Source organism: Pseudomonas aylmerensis (genome assembly GCF_001702265.1).
In the GTDB taxonomy this organism is placed as follows: Bacteria; Pseudomonadota; Gammaproteobacteria; order Pseudomonadales; family Pseudomonadaceae; genus Aquipseudomonas; species Aquipseudomonas aylmerensis.
Window position 1 is genome coordinate 44,942 of the sequence record NZ_MAUE01000045.1, and the last position, 17,567, is coordinate 62,508.

21 protein-coding genes are annotated in these 17,567 nt (G+C 60.8%); 6 read left to right on the forward strand and 15 right to left on the reverse strand.

From position 1 onward, the window contains the following. Nucleotides 1-40: 40 nt before the first annotated feature. From BBG20_RS25975 to BBG20_RS25990, 4 genes are all read right to left on the reverse strand, one after another. Nucleotides 41-250 (reverse strand): hypothetical protein, encoded by a 210-nt coding sequence (locus tag BBG20_RS25975; protein ID WP_065908553.1) that lies wholly within the window; start codon nucleotides 248-250, stop codon nucleotides 41-43. A gap of 287 nt (nucleotides 251-537) precedes the next feature. Then, the gene (locus BBG20_RS25980; RefSeq protein WP_065908555.1) at nucleotides 538-2,781 is read right to left on the reverse strand and encodes an ATP-binding protein; all 2,244 of its coding nucleotides are present in this window, start codon (nucleotides 2,779-2,781) and stop codon (nucleotides 538-540) included. Beyond that, entirely contained in the window at nucleotides 2,778-3,392 is a 615-nt protein-coding gene (locus BBG20_RS25985) for a biliverdin-producing heme oxygenase (protein WP_065908556.1), read from the reverse strand. The genes BBG20_RS25980 and BBG20_RS25985 overlap by 4 nt, the downstream gene beginning before the upstream one ends. A 194-nt stretch (nucleotides 3,393-3,586) precedes the next feature. Beyond that, complete coding sequence (locus tag BBG20_RS25990) at nucleotides 3,587-3,967, reverse strand: response regulator (protein ID WP_065908558.1); 381 nt, start codon at nucleotides 3,965-3,967, stop codon at nucleotides 3,587-3,589. A gap of 197 nt (nucleotides 3,968-4,164) precedes the next feature. On the opposite strand from BBG20_RS25990, the gene BBG20_RS25995 reads away from it, so the two are divergent. Beyond that, nucleotides 4,165-4,707 carry a demethoxyubiquinone hydroxylase family protein gene (locus BBG20_RS25995; protein ID WP_226939935.1) on the forward strand — a complete coding sequence of 181 codons (543 nt, stop codon included), beginning with the start codon at nucleotides 4,165-4,167 and terminating at the stop codon, nucleotides 4,705-4,707. Nucleotides 4,708-4,750: 43 nt separating this feature from the next. After that, a complete protein-coding gene (locus BBG20_RS26000) occupies nucleotides 4,751-5,125 on the forward strand; it encodes a c-type cytochrome (protein WP_065908559.1) in 375 nt (124 codons plus the stop codon). Here BBG20_RS26000 and BBG20_RS26005 read toward each other — a convergent pair whose 3' ends face one another. The 5 genes from BBG20_RS26005 to BBG20_RS26025 all read right to left on the reverse strand — a co-directional run bounded on the left by BBG20_RS26005 (nucleotide 5,126) and on the right by BBG20_RS26025 (nucleotide 9,929). Next, a complete protein-coding gene (locus tag BBG20_RS26005; RefSeq protein WP_065908560.1) occupies nucleotides 5,126-7,147 on the reverse strand; it encodes an LTA synthase family protein in 2,022 nt (673 codons plus the stop codon). Nucleotides 7,148-7,215: 68 nt separating this feature from the next. Further along, nucleotides 7,216-7,827, reverse strand: a complete 612-nt coding sequence (locus BBG20_RS26010; protein ID WP_065908561.1) for a hypothetical protein — start codon at nucleotides 7,825-7,827, stop codon at nucleotides 7,216-7,218. Further along, nucleotides 7,827-9,095, reverse strand: coding sequence for a sialidase family protein (locus BBG20_RS26015; protein WP_065909846.1), 1,269 nt, complete (start codon nucleotides 9,093-9,095; stop codon nucleotides 7,827-7,829). Before BBG20_RS26015 ends, BBG20_RS26010 begins: the two co-directional genes overlap by 1 nt. A gap of 22 nt (nucleotides 9,096-9,117) precedes the next feature. After that, on the reverse strand, nucleotides 9,118-9,663 hold the full coding sequence (locus BBG20_RS26020; protein WP_065908562.1) for a cytochrome b/b6 domain-containing protein: 546 nt from the start codon (nucleotides 9,661-9,663) through the stop codon (nucleotides 9,118-9,120). Next, nucleotides 9,663-9,929, reverse strand: coding sequence for a PepSY domain-containing protein (locus BBG20_RS26025; RefSeq protein WP_065908564.1), 267 nt, complete (start codon nucleotides 9,927-9,929; stop codon nucleotides 9,663-9,665). Before BBG20_RS26025 ends, BBG20_RS26020 begins: the two co-directional genes overlap by 1 nt. Before the next feature lie 147 nt (nucleotides 9,930-10,076). Between BBG20_RS26025 and BBG20_RS26030 the strand changes: the two genes are divergently transcribed. The 3 genes from BBG20_RS26030 (at nucleotide 10,077) to BBG20_RS26040 (ending at nucleotide 13,134) form a co-directional block, all read left to right on the forward strand. Then, a complete protein-coding gene (locus BBG20_RS26030; RefSeq protein ID WP_065908566.1) occupies nucleotides 10,077-10,739 on the forward strand; it encodes a response regulator in 663 nt (220 codons plus the stop codon). After that, entirely contained in the window at nucleotides 10,736-12,088 is a 1,353-nt protein-coding gene (locus tag BBG20_RS26035) for a sensor histidine kinase (protein ID WP_065908568.1), read from the forward strand. Before BBG20_RS26030 ends, BBG20_RS26035 begins: the two co-directional genes overlap by 4 nt. A gap of 473 nt (nucleotides 12,089-12,561) precedes the next feature. After that, entirely contained in the window at nucleotides 12,562-13,134 is a 573-nt protein-coding gene (locus BBG20_RS26040; protein WP_065908570.1) for a hypothetical protein, read from the forward strand. Here BBG20_RS26040 and BBG20_RS26045 read toward each other — a convergent pair. The 5 genes from BBG20_RS26045 to BBG20_RS26065 form a co-directional block, all read right to left on the reverse strand. Then, the gene (locus BBG20_RS26045) at nucleotides 13,131-13,439 is read right to left on the reverse strand and encodes a colicin E3-like toxin immunity protein (RefSeq protein ID WP_065908572.1); all 309 of its coding nucleotides are present in this window, start codon (nucleotides 13,437-13,439) and stop codon (nucleotides 13,131-13,133) included. The two genes, BBG20_RS26040 and BBG20_RS26045, sit on opposite strands and share 4 nt — an antisense overlap. 99 nt (nucleotides 13,440-13,538) lie before the next feature. Further along, on the reverse strand, nucleotides 13,539-14,162 hold the full coding sequence (locus BBG20_RS26050) for a DUF3916 domain-containing protein (protein ID WP_065908574.1): 624 nt from the start codon (nucleotides 14,160-14,162) through the stop codon (nucleotides 13,539-13,541). A gap of 24 nt (nucleotides 14,163-14,186) precedes the next feature. Next, nucleotides 14,187-14,444 (reverse strand): colicin E3-like toxin immunity protein, encoded by a 258-nt coding sequence (locus tag BBG20_RS26055; RefSeq protein ID WP_065908578.1) that lies wholly within the window; start codon nucleotides 14,442-14,444, stop codon nucleotides 14,187-14,189. A gap of 13 nt (nucleotides 14,445-14,457) precedes the next feature. Beyond that, a complete protein-coding gene (locus BBG20_RS26060) occupies nucleotides 14,458-15,606 on the reverse strand; it encodes an S-type pyocin domain-containing protein (protein WP_065908582.1) in 1,149 nt (382 codons plus the stop codon). 345 nt (nucleotides 15,607-15,951) lie between these two features. After that, complete coding sequence (locus tag BBG20_RS26065; RefSeq protein ID WP_065908583.1) at nucleotides 15,952-16,323, reverse strand: PH domain-containing protein; 372 nt, start codon at nucleotides 16,321-16,323, stop codon at nucleotides 15,952-15,954. Between the two features lie 157 nt (nucleotides 16,324-16,480). On the opposite strand from BBG20_RS26065, the gene BBG20_RS26070 reads away from it, so the two are divergent. After that, complete coding sequence (locus BBG20_RS26070) at nucleotides 16,481-17,116, forward strand: LysE family translocator (protein WP_065908584.1); 636 nt, start codon at nucleotides 16,481-16,483, stop codon at nucleotides 17,114-17,116. 6 nt (nucleotides 17,117-17,122) lie between these two features. Here BBG20_RS26070 and BBG20_RS26075 read toward each other — a convergent pair whose 3' ends face one another. After that, nucleotides 17,123-17,452, reverse strand: a complete 330-nt coding sequence (locus tag BBG20_RS26075) for a hypothetical protein (RefSeq protein ID WP_065908585.1) — start codon at nucleotides 17,450-17,452, stop codon at nucleotides 17,123-17,125. Nucleotides 17,453-17,567: the final 115 nt, after the last annotated feature.

A 17,567-nucleotide genomic window follows, 5' to 3' on the forward strand; every position in this document is an offset into this window, starting at 1 on the left:
GAAGGTATGAAGGGCCGTGCACAGCCCTTCACATGCCCGGTTAGAGCAGTCGACCGCCGCCCAGGCTGTCCAGCGTGCTGGTGCCGGTGCTCCTGCGCCTGTCGTTCGCGGCCGGGCCATCGGATGCAATGGAGGAGGCGTGTTGGTGGGTCTGCTCGATGCTGCGCTTGTTGCGAGAGCGCGTGACTTCATCCTGCTGAGCCACAGATGCAATAGGCATGTTCAACGAGTGATTGAGGGTACTTATCATGGAGGTGGTCCTCTGTCAGTGGTAAGCCTCACCGCTTAGTGAAGCTGAGCCAAACCTACAGAGGGGGACGGCAACCGCGCTATAAACGCCTCGCCGCAACATGTGACGGATCGCGGCTGGAAATCATCGACACGGCCTTCGGCGCAGCCGCCCGCTTCGGGCGAAGTCGCGGCCTCCCTGGCGTGCAGCCCAAACGCCGCGCAGGTGTGTGCGACGCCTTTACGTAACGCGCTGTAGTAATCCGCGCGGCACCCTGACCCTGGCAGAGCGCCAAGGTGGGAGGCGTGTCAGGTATGCGACTCTTCCATCACCTTTGGCACGGTGAAGCGGAACTCACTGCCACGCCCCAATTCACTCTCGGCGACGATCTTGCCGCCATGGGCCTGCACGATACCTTGGGTGATGTACAGCCCCAGGCCGCTGCCGGTGGGGTTGTTTTCCGCCTGGGTCCAGTAGCGATCGAACACGTGGGGCAGTTGTTCCGGCGCAATGCCTTCGCCCGAGTCACGCACCGAAAACACGATTTCCTCGCCATTGCTCATGGCGCTGATACCGATATTGCCCTGGCGCGGGGTGAACTTGATGGCATTGCCAATCAGGTTCGACAGAACCTGGAACAGCCGCTCCGGGTCGGCATTGATCTGCAGGCCGGGCTCGGTGTTGAACGACAGGTCGATGCCTTTCTCCATTGCCAGCGGGGCAAGCAGGGAGTAGGCCTCTTCGAACATCTGGCTGACATCCAGCGCCACCGGCTTGACCACGTAGCGCCCGGCCTCGATTTTCGAGGTGTCGAGCAAGTCTTCCAGCAGCACATTCATGCGCCCGGCGGCCTGTTGCATGGTGTCGATGGCCGAGGAAATGCGCCGTGAGGTGTGTGGGCCATCGGAGCTGAAGGCCTTTTGCATCATGCCGCACAGCATCGAGATTACGGTCATCGGGTTACGCAGGTCGTGGGACACCACCGCCACCAGTTCATCGCGGGCGCGCACGGCTTGTTGCTCGCGCAGTACCTGGCGGGCCAGGTCGTTTTCCAGGGCCGAGCGGCGCAGGTCGTTGGCGGCGAAGCGGTCGCCATGGCTCCACTTGGTGGAGATCCCGGCCATTTCGACTTTCCAGATTTCAAATGAAGTACGTGGGCGAAGGCGCAGGCCGGCGTCGGAATTTTCCAGGTCGAGGGGCTTTTTCGGGTCACCGCTCCAGTTGATGTTTTCCTTCACTTCCGGGCGGAACCACATCACGCCATTGTCCACCGGCTTGGGCAGGCTCATGGCCAACACGCCGCTGGCGACCTGCTGGAACTCGGCAGCCGGCGGGTACACCGACACCAGGTTATGGCTGGAAAATACCGCCTCGCCGCTGTCCTGCAGCCACTTGTGCAAGGCACGGATCTGCGCCGGTTCCGGGCAGTTGCCGTAGCGGTGCAATTGTTTGTCTTCGATGATCGCCACGCCGCCGGCGAGGGTCAGGTCCATCAGCAACTGGCCGCGTTGGGCGAGGCCGTCGAACACGTTGTCTTGCGAAGCTTTCATCGCCTGGTCCAGCAGCGCCAGGGCCTCGACTTTCTCTTCTCGCTGACGGCTCAGGTCCAGGGCTTCCATGGCGCTGATCTGCAACGACAAGACTTGGCCGATGGTCTGGCAGGCGGTGCGCAGGTCGTTGGGCACCAGCAGTGGCTCGCGGTTGCCGCAACTGATCAGGCCCCACAGCTTGTCACCCTTCATCAGCGAGATGCTCATGGACGACAGCACGCCCATGTTCTGCATGTACTGGCAGTGAATCGGCGACACGCTGCGCAGGGTGGCGAAGCTCAAGTCCAGCGGTTGGCCGGTGTCCGGGCGCAGCTTGGGCAACAACGGCACCGGCTCGTAGGCCGCGTTCGGGATGATGCGCAGCCAGTTGGTGCGGTACAGCTCGCGGGCCTGCTCGGGGATGTCGGACGCGGGGAAGAACAGCCCGTTGAACAGCTCCATGGACGGTGCCGACGCTTCGGCAATCACCTGGCCGTGGCCTTCGTCTTCGAAGCGATAGATCAGCACGCGGTCGTAACCGGTCATGGCCTGGATTTCGGTCACGCTGATTTCGTACAGCGCCTGCAGGGTTTTCGCCGACTGCAAACGTTGCAGCATTTTGCCCAGGTCACTGGTGCGACCATTCAGCGCGCGTGGGCGGAAGTCTTTGAGCCGCGGTTCGAACTCCAGCACCAGCACGTCCTGATGGCGGTGCAGCAGGCCTTCGAACTCGGCGTCGTTGAGGCTGACGTGCAGCGGCGGGGCATCGAAAAAGCTGTTTTGCGCAGCCACGGTTTGCACGGCCTGGGCGTGTTCGGCCCCGATCAGCGTGTGCAGCGGCTGGCCCAGCAGTGCCTCGGGTGCGTGGCCGAACAGGGCGGCGACGTTGGCGCTGACCTGGATGATGCGCAGGTCCGGCTCCGACAAGGTCAGCAGCACGCCATGGGGCTGGATCGCACCAGGGAAGCGGATCGGCTCGTCGGCACAGTTGGCAAGCAGCTCTTCAAAATCTTCGGGTTTCATAGCAGTACCTCCTGGCTGTCGAGCCATTGCTCAAAGCAGCTGAACGTCGAACGGGCCGCATCCACCGCGTGCTGTCTGGCCTTGGCATCCAGCGGCATGTGGCCCAGGTAATCGAGGAAATCCCTCCAGCGTCGACCGGTGTCGGCACCGTAAACATTGAGAAACGCACCGCCGTTGTCCGCATTCACGTCCAGGCGCTGGGCCATTTCGCGGCGCAATACCTGGCCGCCCAAGGTCGCGCCTTCCAGCACATAGAGGGCACCGAGGCAGGCGGCGGGCGTGTCGAGGCGGGGCAGATGGGCGCAGCGGGGCAGGGCATGAATAGCGGCGTCACTCACGCCGAGGGCGTTAAGATCGTTCACCAGGGTCGGCGTTTTCACACGCAATGCCTGGTCGTAGCCCACGGGAATCAAGTCTCGGTCGTACAGCGACGCTTCGATCGGCGCATAAAAACCGTAATACGCCCGGACCAGGCGCTGATACCAGCTGGCATCCAGGCGCTCGGAGAAAAACGGCAGGCGTTTTTCCAGCGCCACGTGCAACAGGCCGGTGCCTTCACGCAACGCTTCCAGCAATGAGGGCGCACTAACGTCATGGGCCGGTGAATGCATTCAATGAGCTCGAAGTGTGGGCCTCTCGGCCATGAATGACGCTTGGAAATGGGCGACGATTCTACACAATTCATGGCGATCAACTGAACGCACAAGGCGAAAAGGCTGACCAGCGGATCAGAAAAGTCGCTCCCTGCTCTTCAATGACCACACGGACCCATGTGAAGTTCGGTCCGGGTGATATCGCCATGCTATCAATGCAAGGACGAGCCCTGCTGGGTCAAGGCGGTTTGCACACACTCCAGCAAATGCTCAGTGCTCCACGGCTTGGGCAGGAACCGTACGGAACCGCCCAACTGCTCGGCCAGTTTGGTATTGCCAGACGTCAGCAGCACCGGCACGCTCGGCCACCGATGCGCGACAACCCGGCTCAGGTCGTAGCCATTGAGTAGCCCCGGCATTTGCACATCGCTGACGATCAGGTCCACCGGATCATCGCCCCGTTCCAGGTAAATCATCCCCTCATCCGCCGAAGGAAACGACGTTACCACCGCCCCGAAATCCTCCAGCACATCCACCATTAACGAACGAATGATCTCGTCGTCTTCCAGCACTAAAATCGATGGCTGAGCCATGATCCTTACTCCACCATCAGGGTCCAGTAAGGTGGAGTGGGGCAGGCGCGGATAGGTTCGATTGGATGTTTATAAGGCGATGGGTGGTCACTTGGAGGGTCTGGCTTGCGCATTTGAGTGGGTGTGCTGCACGATACCGGCGCTCTGCCATCCCGACCGGTCCGGTTCTCACCGGCGCACACACAAGGCCGTCAACCGTGAACGCTCCCGCTGCCTCCTTGATCGACCCGGACCTGGGCAACCGCATGATCAAAGTCGACCACGCCGGCGAGCATGGCGCGATCTGCATCTACAGCGGCCAATTGTTCATGGCCCGCGTGTTCGCGCCCGGCATGGTGGCCGAGTTGCAAGCGTTTCTTTCTCACGAACGTCGCCACCGCGCGGTGTTCCAGGCCGAGTTGCAGCGGCGCGGCTATCGTCGCTGCCGCAGTTACTGGCTGTGTGGGCTGGGCGGGCTGGCGTTGGGGTTGATCACCGGCGTCTGCGGGCGCAAGGCTATCGTCGCCACGACCGTCGCCGTCGAAAGTGTCGTGCTCAAGCACCTGGCGCACCAACTGCACACGCTGCGTGACATTGATCCGCTGGCCGTGGCCGCCATTGCCTCGATTGTCGACGAGGAACAGCACCACCACGATCACTCGGCCGCGCAGATTGATGCGCAGGACCCATGGTTCCGTGCGCTGGCGCCGGTGGTCACGGCATGGACCGAAGCGGTGATCTGGATGGGCATGCGCTCCTGACAAACAGGCATAATTGCCGTTATCACCCGCTGTGGAGTCCACCATGAAGTACGCCTTGTTCATCCTCGCCCTGATCCTCAACAGCGGCTCGGCCCTTGCCGCAGGCGATGCCGAGGCGGGTGGCAAGCTCTTCAGCAAGACCTGCGGCGGCTGCCACAGCATAGGCGAAGGTGCGCGCGGTGGCTTCGGGCCGGAACTCAACGGCATCATCGGCCGACCCGCCGGCACCACCACCGATTACCAGTACTCCGACGCGATGAAGAACTCCGGCGTGGTCTGGACCCGCGACAAGCTCGCCGCCTACATCGAGGCACCGAAGAAGGTGGTGAGTGGCACGCGGATGATCTTCTGGGGCATCAGCGACCCGGAAAAAATCGAAAACATCCTCGCCTACCTGGAAACCTTCCAGGATAAATAGTCACTCCCGCACATTCCGGAACAGCATCAACCGCGCGCTCTCATGCAGGCCCTGCGTGAGCGTCCGCAGGCGTTGAAACTCCTGGGGATGCTGCGCGGCGACGTCCTCGCGCGGTGTGGGTGAGGCCAGGTCATGCAGGGTCGGTGAGCTGCCGTCATGCTGCATCTGCAGTAAAAAGTCCTTGGTCACGCCGCCGATGATCGGGAACGTGCCCTCCTGCAAGACCAGCGGCACCACGCGCTCGCCCTCCGGCGCCGGTTGCTGGATGTCCCGGCCCATGGCGCCGTTGCGAAAGGGTATGCCCGCCATGCCGGCCACCGTCGGCAGCAGGTCCGCCAAACCCACCGCCTTTTCTATGACGCGCGGTTGCAGGCCGGGGGCGTGGATCAGCAGCGGCACGTTGTTGCTTTCCAGGCCCAGTTGTTCGAAGGCCGGGGCCATGTGTGGGATCTGGCTGATGCGCGTGTTGTGGTCGCCGAAGAACACGAAAATGCTGTTGTCGTACCAGCCAGCGGCCTTGGCGATTTCCATCAAGCGGCCGATGTTGTAGTCCAGCAGGCGCACCGCATTGTATTGCTCGACGCTGCGCGAACCGGCGGCCTGCACCTGTTCCAGAGTCACGTCCTTGACCTGGAAACCATCATTGAGGCGGGGAATGGTGAACGGCCGATGGTTGCCGGAGGTTTGCACGTAGGCAAAGAACGGCTGGTCCTTGGGCACGCTGCGCAACAGCTGGTCGCCTTCCTTGAACAGGTCCAGGTCGGAGATGCCCCACACGTCCACCCGCGGCGAACGCCAGTGGCTTTCGTCATAGAGTTGCACGCCGTCGATGCTCTGGCGGATCAGCGCGTTGATATTCGCCCAACCGGCATTGCCGCCGATCAGGTAGAACTTCTGGTAGCCCTGGAACGCGTTGATCACAGTGTGTTGGCGCGTGATCAGCGGGTTGCGGGTGGCCGTTTCCTGGCGGGTCACATCCGGCACGCCGGTGATGCTCGCCCACACGGTCTTGGCGGTGCCGGTGACGGGCACATAGAAGTGCTTGAAGAACCAGCTTTGCGTGGCCAACTGGTCCAGGTTCGGCGTCGGGTTGAGCGGGTTGCCGTAGGCTCCCACGGCGCTGGTGCCGAGGGATTCGAGCATCACGAAGATCACGTTCGGCGCCCGCTCGCCGGCCAGTCGATACGGCTGCACGGGTTGCTCGCGGATGAAGTTCAGTTGCTGCGCATCCGGCTGGTCAACACCAAGGTACGCGGCGACTTGCGGGTAATGTTCGCGCACCTGGGCTTCATCGAACTGTGACTGGCCGACCTTGAGCGTGTCATACAAAAACAGCACCGGGTTCAGGCCCACGGCGGCCACCTGGCTGTTGCCGGAAAAGAATGCATCGCTCCAGCGCAGCGGCACCGGGTTCTCCAGGTTGAGGTTGGCGACGCGGCCGAGCAGGGCCAGCAGCACGGCGACCAGGCCGATCATCGAGACCGAGGCCAGCGCCCATTTGCGCGTGGGCGTGGGCTGGCGATCCAGGGTCAGCCGCTCCAGGCAGATCAACGCCCACACCCACAGTGCTACCGCCGCCAGCCAGCAGGCGGTTATCCACAGCACCGGGTAGGTTTCCCACACCATCTGTTGTGAAATCTGCGCGTCTTGCAGGTAACGCAACACCGTCGCGTTGATGCGCACGCCCAGGTAGGCGTAGTGGCCGAAGTCGATGATGTACACCAGGCCGACCCCGGCCAGTGCGATCACCAGGTAACCCCGCGCCAGCCAGCGCAGGGCCGGCAGGGTGGTGAGGTTCCAGCGCGGCAGCCAGGCCAGCACCGCCAGCGGCAGCAGCAACAGCACCGCCAGGCGCAGGTCGAACCGCAGGCCGATGCCAACGGTTTCCAGCAACGCCGGGGTGTCCAGGGCGAGCCCGGAAAACGCCAGCACGAATATCAGCCGCAAGGCGGCCAGCAACGCAAATACCAATCCAATCGCGCCCACGCCGTAGCGCAGGCGGCGTGATTGCAACGCACCCATTAGTTTCCCTCTTCTCAACAACACCACAGATCAAATGTGGGAGTGGGCGTGCTCGCGAACGCGGTGGTTCAGTGCCAGAGATGCTGCCTGACACTGCGCATTCGCGAGCACGCCCGCTCCCACAGGTTGAGTTGCATTAATCCAGCCACGACGCAGTAGCCCGCCAAGAGCGGATCCACCAGATAGTCCCAGTAGTTTTCCGAAGCCTTGAGCCGCAGCGCGAACGCCAGGGTGCCCACCGCCAGCATCCACACCGCCAGCGCATTGCGCAGCCACAGCATCAACAGCACGGCCGCGCCCACCAGCACAATCATCGGCCGCGGATTGAAGCCCCAGCGGTAGGGATCGAAATACGTCAGGCCCAGCGTGGCCGGGTATAGCACTAGGCTCAGCAGGCCAAACAGCAGCAACATTTGCACGTGGTGCTGCCGGTTGAGCGGCTGTACCACGCCCACGCGACTCAAGCCCACCCACGCCAACAACACCAGGGTGCTGATCGCCAGGTCATCGGTAAAACTGCGCACGTACGCCGCCAGCGGCAGCTCGTTGATAGGGATAAAACTCACCGCCACCAGCACCGGCAGCAGCCACGGACGCCAGGGGGCGGTGAAGCGCAGCGCGCACAGCAACACAAAGCCCAGCAGTACAAAACTCAAATGCGCCTGCCACATCGAAACCATCAGAGACGCTCCGCCAGCCAGGCTTCGTTGAAGCTGACATGTTTGATAAAGGTGTTATTCCACGAGTACACCAGGTGGTACATGCCGTCCGGGCTGCGGCTGAAGTACGGGTATTCGTATTCGAAATCGCAGCCTTGGGGTTTGCACACGCGGTAGTCGAGGTTGCTGAGAAAGCGCTGCTCCAGCGGCAGGCGCCGGGCGCCGCTGGAGGCGCGGAAGCCTTCGCCGATGATCGCCTTATAGGCTTCGGGGGAGAACGGTTGGCCGAGCGGGTCCGGCGACTCATCCAGTTGCACCACGGTGCGCCATTGGCTGAGCTGGGCGTCGGTGCCGTAGAGGCTGAGTTTGAAACGGCCATCCTCCAGGTCGTTCAGGGCCACCAGCAACCCATCGTCCACCGTGCCCACCGCAGCCAGCGACGAGTTGGGATTAGCCGGCTCCAGCGGGTACGGCTCGCTCCAGGTCTGGCCGGCGTCTTCGGTGCGGCTGGCCAGAACCCGGTGATGGGTGTCGCCGGCGTAGCGCAACATCGCTACGGCGCGCTTGCCGTCCAGCGGCACGATGGTCGGTTGCAGCGAGTGTTTGCCGCGACTGATGCGAAATTTGTCGATCACTGCGCCATCGGCACTCAAGTACAGGTACTCGGCAAACTTGCCCATGAACTCGTGGTACACCGGCAGACCGATCGAGCCGTCGGCATGGAACACCGGGGCGGCGCGCACCAGGGTGCTGATATTGAAGAACGGTGAGGTCACCAACTGCCTTGGCGCCGACCAACTGGCGCCGAGGTCCTCCGAGACCATCAGATTGATCGCACTGGCGGCCCAGCCACCGACTGACACCGATACGTAAAACATCCACAGGCGTTTATCCGGCCCGAGGGCGATGACTGGGTTGCCCAGCTTGCGGATATAGCGCTGGGTGCCGTCGCGAGTGCTTTCCCGCGTGGCCAGCACCTGCTCGGCCCCCCACTCGCCACTTTGCGCATCAAAGCGCGCGGTGCGTACCTGCACATCGGCCGCGCCTTCGCGGGAGCCGGCAAACCACACTGCCATCAAATCGCCGCCGGGCAGGGCGGTGACGGACGAGGAATGCACAAAGTCAGTGAGTTGGGTGGACACGAAGCGGCTGGTGTATTGCGCCGGCGCCGCCACTTTTGCGGGGTTCGGGCTGGTCTCGGCAAACGGGGCCAGCACATGGGGCGGATGGCTTTGCCAGGCCGCGAAGAATACGGCCAGCAGGCTGCAAATCAATAAGGCGGAGCGCATAGGGAACCTGTCGGCAAAAGGATTACTGCGCACGCTCATCCGGCAGGCGCTTCCTGCGACCGGTGAGCATCGATAACGGCAGGTTGTCCCGCACCTGGATACTTTCAAACAGCGCGGCCAGCACATGCACGCAGACCAGGCCAAGAAGCACATTGGCGGCAGTCTCGTGGATTTGCTGGGGCCAATCGGCGCCCCATAGCGCATCGACTTCCTGCATCAGGAAGCCGCTGACGCCGAGGGTCAGCAAGGCCAGCAACATCAACAGCATCACCAGCGCACCAATGGGCGAATGACCCAACCGGTGCAGCGGGCGGCGGTTGAGCAGCGAGCGCGCGTGGGCACCCAATCGTTTCGGCGTAGGCCAAAAGTCCGCCCAACGTGCACTGCGCGGTCCGACAAATCCCCACACCAGCCGTACCAGCAGCCAGGCCATGGCGTAGTAGCCCAGCCAGACATGCCAGTCATCGCCCGCTTCATTGAAGAAGTAATTGGCGACAAAGACCCCGGCGATCGACACATGAAACAGCCTCACCAACGGGTCCCACAGGCGCAGGGATTCGCCTGGCATCAGCCTTTGATCTCAGTCTTCACGGCTTTGCCGGTGACCGGGTCGTGGTAGATCTCGACTTTGCGCTTGTCTTTGTCGAAACCGTAGATCTCGTAGCAGTTGCCGTCGGTAACCTTGAACTTGCTGATTGTGTAGCCTTCGGCCTTGAGCTTGTCCTGGAAGGCTTTCTCGTCTTGCCATTGCGAGCGCTCGGCGGTGGTGCACTGCGGGCCGGCGATGGCCAGGGGGCTGGCGATAATCAGGGACAGCAGGAGAATTTTGCGCATGGAAAAGCTCTCAGCAGAAGTGGGAGGTTTCACAGTGCAAAACCAACCTTAGCGCAACCTTAGTTGGCAACGAGCCGTAACATCTTTGCCGAAATGCCCCGTGTCATAACCCGGCATGATGCCGCCGATTCCTACAGAGATTCTGCTATGCGCCTGCTCCTTGTCGAAGATGATCGTGCCCTCGGCCAGGGGATTCGGGTGGCGTTGGGCGCCGAGGGCTATACCCTCGATTGGCTGCAGGATGGCGTCGCGGCCCTGCATGCGCTGCGCACGGAGAACTTCGATTTGCTGCTGCTCGACCTCGGCCTGCCGCGCCTCGACGGCCTCGACCTGTTGCAGCAACTGCGCGCCGAGCAGCACGACGTGCCGGTGCTGATCCTCACCGCCCGCGACGGCACCGCCGAGCGCATCGCCGGGCTGGACGCCGGCGCCGACGACTACCTGGTCAAACCCTTCGACGTAGAAGAACTCAAGGCTCGCGTGCGTGCCCTGCTGCGCCGCAGCCAGGGGCGTGCGCAACCGATGCTGGAGCATGCTGGCATCCACCTCGACCCGGCCACCCAGCAAGTGCGCTACCTGGACGAAGACATCATCGTCACACCGATGGAATACCAACTGCTGCACCAACTGATGGTGCGCCCCGGCAAGGTGGTGACGCGCGAGCGGCTGTCCCGCGCGCTGTATGGCTGGCAGGACCGCGTCGAGAGCAACATCCTGGAAGTGCTGATTCACAACCTGCGCAAAAAGCTCTCCACCGAACTGATCCGCACTGTGCGCGGTGTCGGCTATGTGCTGGTGCTCAAACCATGAGCTCGGTTCGCGCGCGCATCCTCATCCCCGTCTTGCTGCTGATATTGGCGGGTGACGCCCTGATCAGTTGGCTGGTATTGCGCGACAGCCACCACGAAATCGAAGAAGTCTACGACGCCCAGCTCGCCCAGAGTGCGCGCCTGCTGCAAGGTGTCTTGCGCCAGCGCGATCCCGGCGAAGCGGACTGGGACCGGTTGTACGAGGCGTTTGACCAGGCCATGAGCCGCGTCGGCGTGGAGGGCGTCGCCCATCCTTATGAAACCCGGTTGACCTTCCAGGTATGGCGCACTGACGGCCAGTTGCTGGTGCGCTCCGCCGAAGCGCCGATCCTTGCAGCGCCGCCGACCACATTCGGTTCCCACGACATCCTCGACAACGGCAACGACTGGTGCGCTTTCCTGCTCGCCGATCCGCAACAGGGCTTGCTGATCTGGGTGGGCGAGCGCGACGACATTCGCCAGGACCTGATCCAGCGCATCGTGCGCCACACGCTGTGGCCCACATTGATCGGCGTGCCGCTGCTGACATTGTTGATCTGGCTGGTGATCGGCTGGGGCCTCAAACCGCTGCGCGCGATGGTCTTGTCGATTCGTGGGCGCAATACCGACACCTTGCAACCGCTGCACCTCAAGCCCCTGCCGACTGACCTTGAGCCCATGCAAACCGCACTCAACCGACTGCTGGTCCAAGTGGACGACCTGCTCGAGCGCGAGCGCCGCTTCATCGCCGATGCCGCCCATGAACTGCGTACACCCTTGGCGATCCTGCGTATCCACGCCCAGAACGCGCAAAGCGCCGCGACTCCGGAGCAACAGCGCGAGGCCCTGGATTTCCTGGTCAATGGCGTCGACCGCGCCACCCGTATTGGCAGCCAGCTGCTGACCATGGCGCGCATCGAACCGCAACTGAACAACCCCAAGCGCATCCCCGTGCAACTCACCGAACTGGTGCGCGAAGAACTCGCCGAACTGACCCCGCTGGCCATGGAGCGCGGCGTGGAACTGGTGCTCGAAGGCAATGAAGAGTGCTGGGTCGAAACCGAGCCGGTGGCACTGGCCATCGCCCTGCAAAACCTGGTGACCAACGCGCTGAACTTTTCCCCTGCGGGCAGCGAAGTAAAAGTGGTGATTGGCGCCGATTGCCTGAGCGTGGAGGATGAGGGGCCAGGGATCGACGAGACGGAGTTGGCGCGCCTGTTCGAACGCTTTTACAGCCGCGGCAATGCCAACGGTGCGGGGCTGGGATTGGCGATTGTCGAGATGATCGTCGGCAAGATCGGCTGCCGTCTGGCATTGCATAACCTGGAGCAAGGCGGGTTATGTGCGCGGCTGGTGTTCAGCGTGCGCTGATGCACCGCTTTCGCAGCCTCGCTGAGGCTCGACAACTCCCACAGGGGATTGGCGGTGTCGCCCTTATTTCAATCCCCTGGGTGATCGCAATATCCGACGCGACGCAGCCCAAGTGTGGGAGCAACTGTCGAGTCCCAGCGAGGCTGCGAAGGCGGCATTGCTGGCATTTTCTGCGCCGGGACCACCGCTTTCGCAGCCTCGCTAAGGCTCGACAACTCCCACAGGGGATTGGCGGTGTCACCCTTATTTCAATCCCCTGGGTGATCGCAATATCCGGCGCGACGAAGCTCACTTGTGGGAGTTGTCGAGCTTTAGCGAGGCTGCGAAAGGATCACCTCGGTATGCCTGCCAGACCTGCGCATTTGCATCGCCGCCTTCCCGAAGTGTGACAGCTCGCCGTTTCAGTGCGGAACAATCCGTTTAAACTCGGGTCCAGTCATCACTCACTCTCACCTTGATAAGGACATCCTCCCGTGAAGCGAATCGCGCTGCTCTCCCTCGCCCTGGCCTTGGGCGCCTGCCAATCCAACCAACGCGACTCATCGCCCAGCCTGCTCAAGGACGGTATCCAACTGCGCCAGAAAACCGTGGCCGTGGATGCGGATCATGCCAAGGTCATCATGAAGGCCAGCGGTGGCACCAACCCTGTCGAATTCGCCGTGCGCCGCGAAGGCGACCCCGACCAGCGCCTGGAAACCCTCGGCACCGTCATGGACACCGGCGAAGGCAAAGTCTTCAACTGGATCGCCAAGCTCAACCAGACCGTCGCCAGCGCCGGGTTCAAGCGTTTTCCTCAGCTGGAACTCCAAGCGGATCCAGGCAAGAAACTCACCGTCTCCAGTTCAGCGAGAAGCCAGGGCAACGGCGCTTACTACAGCTGCGGCCCGGTGATGAGCACGTTCAGCCCGGAAAAGGCCAAGGTGTATCTGGTTGAGTTCCAGTTCAGGCTCAATAGTGCGGCGTGTGCCCAGCAGGTGTTTGATATTACGGATCCGGCGAATCGGTTGTTGATTGGAGGGGAAGGGAGTGAGGCGAAAGAGGGCTAAGCGAAGTTGATTAAACGGTGGGTTTTGCCCACCGTTTGCGTGGTAAAGGGTGGCCAGGTGCCTTGATACCGGAAGGAAATTTGGTAGTCGAGGCGGTCGGGTTCGATCATGTGCTGGAAGTACGGCTGAATAATCGTTATCCAGTTAGGTTGAACGTTGAATACGTCGGCGTATATCGCGGTTTCTTCGCCTAAACCCAAGGTTTCAAAAACACTGTCTGGATCTGCGATATCCGCTGAATACTCATCCGCCTTCAAATCATTGCTGTGTTTTTCGTACCATCGCAGTCTGATTTTCATCAGCATTTTGGAAGCCTCTCTCTATCGGCGATTGCGGCACTTTTGGTGAAGACGCAACCGGGATATCTGGTGTGTATGGGGGACTGGTGGTGAGATGAAGGCGAGTTAAGTGGACGGACCAAATAAATGTGGATGCTGTGCTCGGAAGGACTTGAAGGTTTGATACTTCCAACGCTCTGTGCCAGGGGCTTCATCGGTCGTGGTGACTTCGCCGAAGTACCAATGCTCTGACTCGAAGACGGTTCCTTCTTCGTCCTCGTGGATGAAGTGAAAGCCAACTTCGTGGAGGCCTGGCGGAACCACCAACTCCCATTCGCGGGCAAGGCTTCGGCCGATGATGCGGGTTTGGCGAAAGTACTCGTAGTCAAAGGGCTGGGTGTGGCCGAGATGGCGGGCTTTTTCGGTGTAGACACAGACTCGGCTTGAGAACATGTCCGGGACCATGATGCAGGCGACAATCCAGCACTCAGGGTCACCGTCTGATCGTGCTTCAACCAGGTGACCTGCAACCTTGATCATCTGTTGAGCGCAATGCGCCAGAATTTCCGGTGTGGTTTGATTGCCTTCAACAAGGTTTTCAATAACTGGGATTTTTAGGTTTATGTAGTCGGGTCGCAGCGGTAACTCTTCGTAAAAACAGCCTTCGAAACTGTCTGCCCAGCGGGTCAGAGCTCTGAGGTGCCTGGGGATGTTGCGGAGTTTTTTGTTTGTGAGTGACAGTCTGCGCATTCAGCTGAATTCTCGAAGTCTGTGTTATTCGTTTGCATCTTCGTAATCAAACGCGATGAAGTAGTCGCTTTCTGAAAGAGCAATTTCATGAGAAAAACGTGTCTGTATCAGTGGTAGCCACTCCCGGCGCAGCTCAAACATCCCGTTATTGACATCTTCGGCTGTCGACAATCCAAGCTCGGAAATCGCGGAATAGTCGTCTCCCATATCCGCCGAGTCCTCCGCGCCACGTAACTGCTCTGTGGTTCTGTCGAACCACTCCAATCTCACTTTTAGTCCCATGTAGCCCTCACAGCTATTTTCTGATATTTCGTTTTTTCTTCGGTTCTTTTAGCTGCTCGCCGGTTAAGTGGCTGAACGCCCCTAGATGGCTCCCATCACTTGCTAGATAAACTTCCAACTCCCCATGTTGAGAGTCCCACTCATAGATTCTCCGGCCTTTTTCCTCAATCCAACGCTCTCTTAACCCGGCGCCTCCCTGTCTGGGAGTCATGGGTTTTGCTTTGATCAGGCCTGCAAAGCCAGTAATTTGTTCGGTATTAGGCGCCTTGTGGTACTTGTGATCCCCAGCCTTGACACTGACAACCACATACAGCGGTCGAACCCCCGACTCCACCGGGAACACCAGAATAAAATCCCGATACTTCGGCGGATAAATCGGGTTCACCAGAATCTGTGCGGCCTTCTGCGTCGGCGGATAAATCCAGATTACCGGCGCTTGCGGCGCAGCCTCCAAGGCTGGAATACCCAGCGTGTCACTTGGATCAACGGCGGGCGTCCAGATCAGCTCCACGCCCTCGTCCAAGTCCGCCACAAACTGATCGCCACGGGTTTGAAACTGCACGACATCAATCATCTGCCAATCGGCATGGTTACCCGTGTAAAACCCATACCCCTTGAGCGTACCGTCCTCGCGTTGCTCAATATGCAACCGCATCTGCGACCGCGCCCGCTGCATCGAACGCAACTGCTCCTCGCTGTAGAGCGCGCTATCACCCAGCTCCGACGGCCAGGCCAGCGCCACCAACCCCGTCAACAAGCCTCCGGCGACGGACCCGACGGCAGTGGCCGCCGACTCCAGAACCGCCGAACGCAACGCCAACTGCCCGAGGCCAACGGGCAATGTGCTGCCGCTGATCTTGCGCAAGGCAACTGCGCCCCGGCTGTCCACCTCACGCCCACCCAGCAGGCTTAAATGGCCATACTCCTTGACCAACTCCAACGGGACATACCCCGCAGGGTTGAAGTAATGGGTGACGCCGTCAGGCAGTTGGCAGGGCTTGATGAAAACGCAGCCGCAAGGTTTGGCCAGCGTGGGTACCGGGGCAGGGGTTGGCTCGAAAAAATCAACCGTCGGTGAATACGGCACACGCAATGGCTGCGGAATCAGGATGCGCTGTTTGAGTTGCTCTGCTTCGGTGGGGGGATAAAAGCGTTCTGACATGAGCGGTTCACTTCCTTGTGCGAGGTAGTGAGCCTACGGAGGCGAATCAGCGCCAGATATGCGCTTTGTTCGATGAGTTGCGTGGGAAAGTTCAGCGGCTTACCAGCGGCCCTCGGCACTGATACTTGAGCCCCACCATCAGATGGCGTGGGTCACCGCTGAAGCAGCTGTTGTATCGCCCATACCCGCTGTAATACTGGCGGTCGAACACGTTATTCAGTGACCGATGCACTCAGGGCTTGTTGATTTTGCAGCGCGCCAGCAGGCCCACCACTGCGTAGCTGCCTTCCTTGGCGTGAGCAATGAAGAAGACCTTGGGACGCCAAGGTCTTTTTTTGTCGCGGATCAGCCCAGCAGATGCTTGGAAATCAACCGCGAGATTTCCACGATCGACGTCTTCCCCGTGAACTCAAACCTCACTTTCCCCAGCGACGAAAAGTAAATCTCCAACTCCGAATCCAGGTCAAACGTCCCGGATGTCTCCACCGAATACGCGACGATGTTTTTGTACGGCAGCGACGTGAAGTCCTTCTTGCTGCCGGTAATCCCCTGCACGTTGACCGCAATAATCCGCTTGGTGGTGAACACCACGCCGTCGCGCATGGCCTTGTAGGCGTCGATCACTTCTTCACCGTCGAGCAGCAGGGCCGAGACGCGTTCGGCGTATTCGTTGTTTTGCTTGAGCTTGAAGAAACCTTTGTTGTTGAAGTCGATCATGGGCCGGTCCTTAGATAAGTAGTGCCGTGGGTGTATGACGTTTTGCTCGCGGATCTGTATCTAACGCGCGCATTTTGAACGCCCTACCATGGCGTCCAACCCTGCAACGTTGGCCAAATGTTTCACGTCGACAGAACAATACCCCAGGAGCCGAAGAATGCCTGAACTGTCCAGCTGGCTGGCCTATGCGCTGATTTCACTCGGCATGGTGCTGACGCCCGGCCCGAACATGATTTACCTGATTTCTCGGTCGATCTGCCAGGGACGAACGGCGGGGTTTATCTCGCTGGGCGGCGTGGCGCTGGGGTTTGTGGTGTACATGCTGTGCGCGGCATTGGGGATAACGGCGTTGGTGATGGCAGTGCCTTTTGCCTACGACGCCCTGCGCTTCGGCGGTGCGCTTTACCTGGTTTACCTGGCCTGGCAGGCGGTCAAACCGGGTGGTCGTTCGCCATTCCAAGTGCAGAGCCTGCCCCAGGACAGCCCGCGCAAGCTGTTCACCATGGGCCTGGTGACCAACCTGCTGAACCCCAAGGTGGCGGTGATGTATCTCTCGCTGCTGCCGCAGTTCATCGATCCGAACGGCCATGGCAGTGTGCTGGCGCAATCCCTGGTGCTGGGCTTTACGCAGATCTTCATCAGCGTGAGTGTTAACGCGGCGATTGCCACCATGGCGGGCTCCATCGCGGTGTTTTTCGTCACCCGGCCGGGTTGGCAAGTGGTGCAGCGCTGGCTGATGGGCTCGGTGCTGATGGGGCTGGCGGTGCGGATGGCGGTTGAAGGGCGGCGCTAGGCTGCCTTACTGGATGTCCTTAAGGTAATCCTTGAGGGCTTTTAGCGGCGCCGGCAGTTCATCAAGCTGACCCACGCTTTGCACATCAGTCGCCAACCGTTGCAGTTCGCGACCCATCACCGTATTGGCGCCGCCCAATGCCTCAAGTGCCTGATCAACACAGTCCGCTATCTTGGATTGAATAGCCGCCAGGTTTCCCTGGCGCACCAGCAGCCCAAACACTTCGCGCTCATACCCATCCATCACCAGGTCATCCCGCAAAACCGGACTGCCGCCGTCCGTCTCGTGCACCAGTTTCAGTGCAAAGAGCGCAACCGCTTCCAGCGTCAATTCCATGGTTTCGGTGCCTCTGTTTTTTGGGGGAGGGCGATGATCACTGTTCTTTGGTCGAAAAAAAAGGCCTGGGTGCAGGTGTCAGCTACCAGGCTGGATAGGGTCGGCGGCATTGATA

Excerpts from the sequence above, each read along its gene's own strand:
- BBG20_RS25975 (WP_065908553.1), bottom strand. The coding sequence starts at position 250 with ATGATAAGTACCCTCAATCACTCGTTGAACATGCCTATTGCATCTGTG.
- BBG20_RS25980 (WP_065908555.1), bottom strand. The coding sequence starts at position 2,781 with ATGAAACCCGAAGATTTTGAAGAGCTGCTTGCCAACTGTGCCGACGAG.
- BBG20_RS25985 (WP_065908556.1), bottom strand. The coding sequence starts at position 3,392 with ATGCATTCACCGGCCCATGACGTTAGTGCGCCCTCATTGCTGGAAGCG.
- BBG20_RS25990 (WP_065908558.1), bottom strand. The coding sequence starts at position 3,967 with ATGGCTCAGCCATCGATTTTAGTGCTGGAAGACGACGAGATCATTCGT.
- BBG20_RS26000 (WP_065908559.1), top strand. The coding sequence starts at position 4,751 with ATGAAGTACGCCTTGTTCATCCTCGCCCTGATCCTCAACAGCGGCTCG.
- BBG20_RS26005 (WP_065908560.1), bottom strand. The coding sequence starts at position 7,147 with ATGGGTGCGTTGCAATCACGCCGCCTGCGCTACGGCGTGGGCGCGATT.
- BBG20_RS26010 (WP_065908561.1), bottom strand. The coding sequence starts at position 7,827 with ATGGTTTCGATGTGGCAGGCGCATTTGAGTTTTGTACTGCTGGGCTTT.
- BBG20_RS26015 (WP_065909846.1), bottom strand. The coding sequence starts at position 9,095 with ATGCGCTCCGCCTTATTGATTTGCAGCCTGCTGGCCGTATTCTTCGCG.
- BBG20_RS26020 (WP_065908562.1), bottom strand. The coding sequence starts at position 9,663 with ATGCCAGGCGAATCCCTGCGCCTGTGGGACCCGTTGGTGAGGCTGTTT.
- BBG20_RS26025 (WP_065908564.1), bottom strand. The coding sequence starts at position 9,929 with ATGCGCAAAATTCTCCTGCTGTCCCTGATTATCGCCAGCCCCCTGGCC.
- BBG20_RS26030 (WP_065908566.1), top strand. The coding sequence starts at position 10,077 with ATGCGCCTGCTCCTTGTCGAAGATGATCGTGCCCTCGGCCAGGGGATT.
- BBG20_RS26035 (WP_065908568.1), top strand. The coding sequence starts at position 10,736 with ATGAGCTCGGTTCGCGCGCGCATCCTCATCCCCGTCTTGCTGCTGATA.
- BBG20_RS26045 (WP_065908572.1), bottom strand. The coding sequence starts at position 13,439 with ATGCTGATGAAAATCAGACTGCGATGGTACGAAAAACACAGCAATGAT.
- BBG20_RS26050 (WP_065908574.1), bottom strand. The coding sequence starts at position 14,162 with ATGCGCAGACTGTCACTCACAAACAAAAAACTCCGCAACATCCCCAGG.
- BBG20_RS26055 (WP_065908578.1), bottom strand. The coding sequence starts at position 14,444 with ATGGGACTAAAAGTGAGATTGGAGTGGTTCGACAGAACCACAGAGCAG.
- BBG20_RS26060 (WP_065908582.1), bottom strand. The coding sequence starts at position 15,606 with ATGTCAGAACGCTTTTATCCCCCCACCGAAGCAGAGCAACTCAAACAG.
- BBG20_RS26065 (WP_065908583.1), bottom strand. The coding sequence starts at position 16,323 with ATGATCGACTTCAACAACAAAGGTTTCTTCAAGCTCAAGCAAAACAAC.
- BBG20_RS26070 (WP_065908584.1), top strand. The coding sequence starts at position 16,481 with ATGCCTGAACTGTCCAGCTGGCTGGCCTATGCGCTGATTTCACTCGGC.
- BBG20_RS26075 (WP_065908585.1), bottom strand. The coding sequence starts at position 17,452 with ATGGAATTGACGCTGGAAGCGGTTGCGCTCTTTGCACTGAAACTGGTG.